General features: G+C 70.4%; 6 protein-coding genes. 3 read left to right on the forward strand and 3 right to left on the reverse strand.

Going from position 1 to position 4,430, the window contains the following annotated elements; all coding sequences use genetic code 11:
* The 3 genes from K8V84_RS00815 to K8V84_RS00825 form a co-directional block, all read right to left on the reverse strand.
* A partial coding sequence (locus tag K8V84_RS00815; RefSeq protein WP_304069214.1) for a putative quinol monooxygenase occupies window positions 1-194 on the reverse strand: 194 nt, incomplete at its 3' end.
* Window positions 195-286: 92 nt separating this feature from the next.
* Window positions 287-766 carry a lumazine-binding domain protein gene (locus tag K8V84_RS00820; protein ID WP_304069215.1) on the reverse strand — a complete coding sequence of 160 codons (480 nt, stop codon included), beginning with the start codon at window positions 764-766 and terminating at the stop codon, window positions 287-289.
* A 217-nt stretch (window positions 767-983) separates the two neighbouring features.
* The gene (locus K8V84_RS00825) at window positions 984-1,949 is read right to left on the reverse strand and encodes an LLM class F420-dependent oxidoreductase (RefSeq protein WP_304069216.1); all 966 of its coding nucleotides are present in this window, start codon (window positions 1,947-1,949) and stop codon (window positions 984-986) included.
* Window positions 1,950-2,125: 176 nt separating this feature from the next.
* Between K8V84_RS00825 and K8V84_RS00830 the strand changes: the two genes are divergently transcribed.
* From K8V84_RS00830 to K8V84_RS00840, 3 genes are all read left to right on the forward strand, one after another.
* Window positions 2,126-2,656: a YbhB/YbcL family Raf kinase inhibitor-like protein gene (locus tag K8V84_RS00830; RefSeq protein WP_304069217.1), complete on the forward strand. Its 531-nt coding sequence runs from the start codon at window positions 2,126-2,128 to the stop codon at window positions 2,654-2,656.
* A 273-nt stretch (window positions 2,657-2,929) separates the two neighbouring features.
* A complete protein-coding gene (locus K8V84_RS00835; protein ID WP_304069218.1) occupies window positions 2,930-3,991 on the forward strand; it encodes an ATP-grasp domain-containing protein in 1,062 nt (353 codons plus the stop codon).
* A partial coding sequence (locus K8V84_RS00840; RefSeq protein WP_304069219.1) for an inositol monophosphatase family protein occupies window positions 3,988-4,430 on the forward strand: 443 nt, incomplete at its 3' end. The genes K8V84_RS00835 and K8V84_RS00840, both read left to right, overlap by 4 nt.

The following is a 4,430-nucleotide window of genomic DNA, read 5'->3' on the forward strand; positions in this document are numbered from 1 at the left end:
ACGTGCGGGCCGGCGCCCTCGTCGGTGAACGCCTCGATGAGCACGTAGGTGTTCGGCTCCTTGACGCTGCGGGACCACTCGAACCACAGGTTGCCGGGCTCGGCGCGGGTGGCCGCGGTGAAGTCGGCGACCGCGTCGAGGAACGTGTCCTTGGCCTCGGGCTTGACCCGGTACTTGACGACGATGAGGATCATCGCGCAACTCCTTACTCTGTGTGCCACGGAGCACGCGGTGGTGCCGTGCCCCGTGGGCGCCATCCTTTCAGAAGTCACGCGGACGGGGCCCGTCAGGCGCCGCCGAGGGTGGTGCCCGGAATCCGGGTGGCGCGCCACTCGCCGTCGTCGGACTCGCGCACCTCCAGGGCACCCGGGTCCTGGTCGGGGTGGTCGAGGGCGACGGTTGCGATCTCCGTCTCACCGTCCAGGTCGGTGCCGACGGTGATCTCGCCGATCTCGATGGACTCGCTGTCGGGGAGGCTCTCCGCGTAGTCGGGGAAGGCCGTGACACAGTCCTCGGCGCCTTCGCTCTGGGAGACGACGGCGGACTGGGCCGCCTCGTCGATGAGGGCACAGGCGGCCTCGGCGTCCTCGGCGTTCAGCGCCGCGACGAACCCTTCGGCGACGATCTGGGCCGCGGCCTCCGTGTCCTCACCCGCGGCGTCGACCGCCGCGTCGGTGCCGTCTTCGGGGGTCTCCTCCTCGCCGCCGCAGGCGGACAGCGCGAGGGCAAGGGACAGGGGCAGGGAACACAGGAGAAAACGTCGCATGGGGGTGCCTTCCGGAAGCGGGTTCGGTGGACCGGGGGTCGGTCCAGGCGCACCATTGTTACCGCATTCATCCGTTCCGTGACCACCCGCACACGAGAACCAGGCAGAACACGGGTGGCGGAATGGTCGGGTCCGGCCCGACCCCCGAACATACCGAACGGTCGGGATGTCCCCGTCGCACCGATGCGCGTACGAGGACACCCGACCGAGGGTCGGATCAGCCTCGCGGTGCGAGCGCGCGGATGATGTCCGTCGGCGAGTGGGAGGACGGCGCGATCGGCGCGATCACCGGGGTGCTCACCCCGGCCTCCACATAGGCCTCGATCCGCTCACGGCAGTACTCCGCCGGCCCGTGCACGACGAGGTCGTCGATCACGGAGTCGGGGATCGCGGCGAGTGCGCCCTTGCGGTCGCCCTCGTCCCAGGCCCGCCACATGGGGCCGAGCTCCTCACGGCCCAGCCACTCGTGGAACGCCCGGTACACGGGCACGTTCAGGTACGCGGAGATGGCCCAGCGACCGATCTCCCGCGCGGTCTCCGGGTCGGTGTCGGGAATGGCGAAGATCCGGGCGACGACCTCCTTGTCCTCGCCGAACTCACGGACGATCGGCGCGACGGTGCGCACGTCCTCGGACGAGAGCCAGTTGATGATGGCGCCGTCGCCCTCGCGGCCGGCCAGACGCAGCATGCCCTGGCGCAGCGCGGCGACCAGGATCGGCGGCTGCTCCGGGGGCACCGCGCCGAGGGTGAAGCCCTTGACCTCGAAGGTGTCGTAGGCGGCCTTGACCTTCTGTCCGGTGAGCGCCTCGCGCAGGAAACGGACGGTGTCGCGGACCTTCTTGTAGGGCTCCTCGAACGGAATGGAGTTCCAACGTTGCACGATCACGTTGGAGGAGGTGCCGATCCCCAGCGTGAACCGGCCCGGCGCGGCGGCGGCCAAAGTGGCGGCGCTCATCGCCAGCGTCGCGGGGCCGCGGGTGTAGGCGGGCACGATCGCGGTGCCCAACCGTAGGGTCGGCGCCCACACACTGGTCAGGGCCAGGGGCGTGAACCCGTCGGTTCCGTTGGCCTCGGCCGACCAGGCGTCGGTGTATCCGAGGTCGGGCAGCTCCTCGAAGAGGGCCCGTTGGTCATGTAGGGGGACTCCCTCGAAGGGGACGGTGATGCCCCAGCGGTAGGTCATGACGGCTCCTGTTCGTTCGGATGTGGCACGACCGTACAACGCGACCCCTACCCCGGAGTAGACCGCGTCCCATCGGCGCGCTCGGCAGGGTGTCCGCCCCCCGTGGGGCGTATGTTCGGGAACGGGCCCCTCAACGGGCCTGCACGAACAATCTCGACGACAAGGAGGCCATCACCGTGGCCACGCCACCCTCCCCCTACGACTTCCTGCCGCAGGTCGCCTCGTTCACCGTCACCAGTGACGACGTGGCGGACGGGCGGACACTGCCCGACGCCCAGGTCAGCGGGATCATGGGCGCCGGGGGTGAGGACGTCTCCCCGCACCTGTCCTGGAGCGGGTTCCCCGAGGGGACGCGGAGCTTCGCCGTCACCTGCTTCGACCCGGACGCACCCACCGCGAGCGGCTTCTGGCACTGGTCGGTGTGCGACGTCCCGGTCGACGTGACCGAATTGGCGGCAGACGCCGGCAATGGTTCCGGTCTGCCGGAAGGTGCCGTGACCCTGCGCAACGACGCCGGGAGCAACCGTTACATCGGTGCCGCCCCGCCGCCCGGGCACGGGCCGCACCGCTACTTCTTCGTGGTGCACGCCGTCGACGTTCCGAGCCTGGGCATCGACTCCTCCGGGAGCCCCGCCTTCCTCGGCTTCAACCTGTTCTCGCACTCGCTGGGACGCGCGATGATCACCCCGGTCTACGAACAGAAGTGACCCGAAGGTCCCGAGACCGTCGGGAGGGCGGGGACGCACGGCGCGCGTCCCCGCCCTCCCGTCTTTGCTCCGGCAAGTCCTCGGGTGCACGCGCGAGGGAACCCGCCGGTTCACTCCGCAACCGGTTTCGGCCAAACACGAGCTTCGGGCGACCCCTCCGGTCTAGTCTCGATCCATCCCCCTCCCGCACCACTCCGATTCAAAGGGACGTCTGGAAGGGTCTACAAGCCGGTGGCACAGCAGTCTTCGAGCATCCCGAGGAAACCGACGGTCGTGGTGACGACGGCGGGTTCGGCCCCTACCCCCGGAACCATCCTGCACCTACGCGAACAAGGATTCCGGGTGGTGGCCACCGACGTGGACCCCACCGCTCCGGGCCTGTACCTGGCCGACCGCGGTTACCTGGTGCCACCGGGCGACAGCGAGGCCTTCCTCCCCCGCATGCGGGAACTGTGCGCGAAGGAGGGAGCCGTCGCCGTCATCCCCTTGGTGGACGAAGAACTGGTGCGCGTGGGCGAACTGGCCAAGGACGGGGTCGAGGTGTTACTGCCCCGCCTGGACTTCGTCGACATCTGCCTGGACAAGTACGTGCTGATGCGGCACCTGCAGGACGCTTCGATCGGTGTTCCTCGCACATGGCCGGCCTCGGAGTGGCCCGCCGACGCCGCCGACCACTCCCCCGGCGGACTCATCGTCAAGCCGCGCAGCGGACGCGGCAGCCGCGGGGTCATGGTCGTCAATTCGGCCCGTGACATGGCCCGGGCGGTCTCCGAGAGCGGATACGCCGCCGACGAGTTGATCGTGCAGGAGCGGGTCACCGGGCCGGAGTTCACGGTGTCGGTGGTGGTCTGGCGGGACGGCGAGGTGCAGGCGGTGGTGCCCAAGGAGGTCGTGCTCAAGCAGGGCGTCACCAAGTACGCGGTGAGTCGGCGCAACGCCGAGGTGACACGCACCTGTCGGGCGATCCAGACGGCGCTGCGCGCGGACGGCCCGTTCAACGTGCAACTGTGCCTGGACGCCGAGGGGCGACCGCGGGTGTTCGAGATCAATCCGCGTTTCTCCTCCACGGCGGCGCTGACCGCGGCGGCCGGGGTCGACGAGGTCACGGGGCTGCTGCGCCAGGCCGTGGCCGGGGGTCCCCGACTGACCGACGAGTGGCGCGAGGGGGTGGCCATGGTGCGTCGGTGGAGCGACGAGTTCCTCAGCGAGCGGGAGTTCACCTCGCACGGCATCTCCCCGGCCCCGCAGACCATTCGGCACGGTGAGGGCTTCGCGTTGCCCGGGGCGGTGACCACCGGCGGGCAGTCCCCGGTGATCCCGGTGCGTGCCCGGTGAACGGCCGGCATCCACTCCTGGAGGCCGTGGCCACGGCGGTCACCGAGGTCGGTTCCCTTTTGCGGGACCGGCGGGAGGACCCCTCGGTGCGCAGCGGTGTGTGGGAGGGCGGCCAGTTCAAGGCCGAGGCCGACGCCATGGCCCACCGGGCGCTCTCCCGGCGGCTGACCGCGATCGACGCGCAGATCCCGGTGGTGAGCGAGGAGGACCCGGCTTCGTTGTCGGGCCCGCGCCCACCGAGGTACTGGCTGATCGACCCGATCGACGGCACCGCCAGCTACGCGCACGGGTTCGACGGCTACGTCACCCAGGCGGCGCTGATGATCGGTGAGGCCCCCGAGGTGGCGGCCGTGTTCGCCCCGCACCACCAGGTCCTGTACACCGCGGTGCGCGGCCGGGGCGCTCACCGGGACGGGATCGCGCTGCCGCGACCGGCTCC

This window comes from Nocardiopsis listeri, from assembly GCF_020741345.1.
GTDB classification, from domain to species: domain Bacteria; phylum Actinomycetota; class Actinomycetes; order Streptosporangiales; family Streptosporangiaceae; genus Nocardiopsis; species Nocardiopsis listeri_A.

Excerpts from the sequence above, each read along its gene's own strand:
- K8V84_RS00820 (WP_304069215.1), bottom strand. The coding sequence starts at position 766 with ATGCGACGTTTTCTCCTGTGTTCCCTGCCCCTGTCCCTTGCCCTCGCG.
- K8V84_RS00825 (WP_304069216.1), bottom strand. The coding sequence starts at position 1,949 with ATGACCTACCGCTGGGGCATCACCGTCCCCTTCGAGGGAGTCCCCCTA.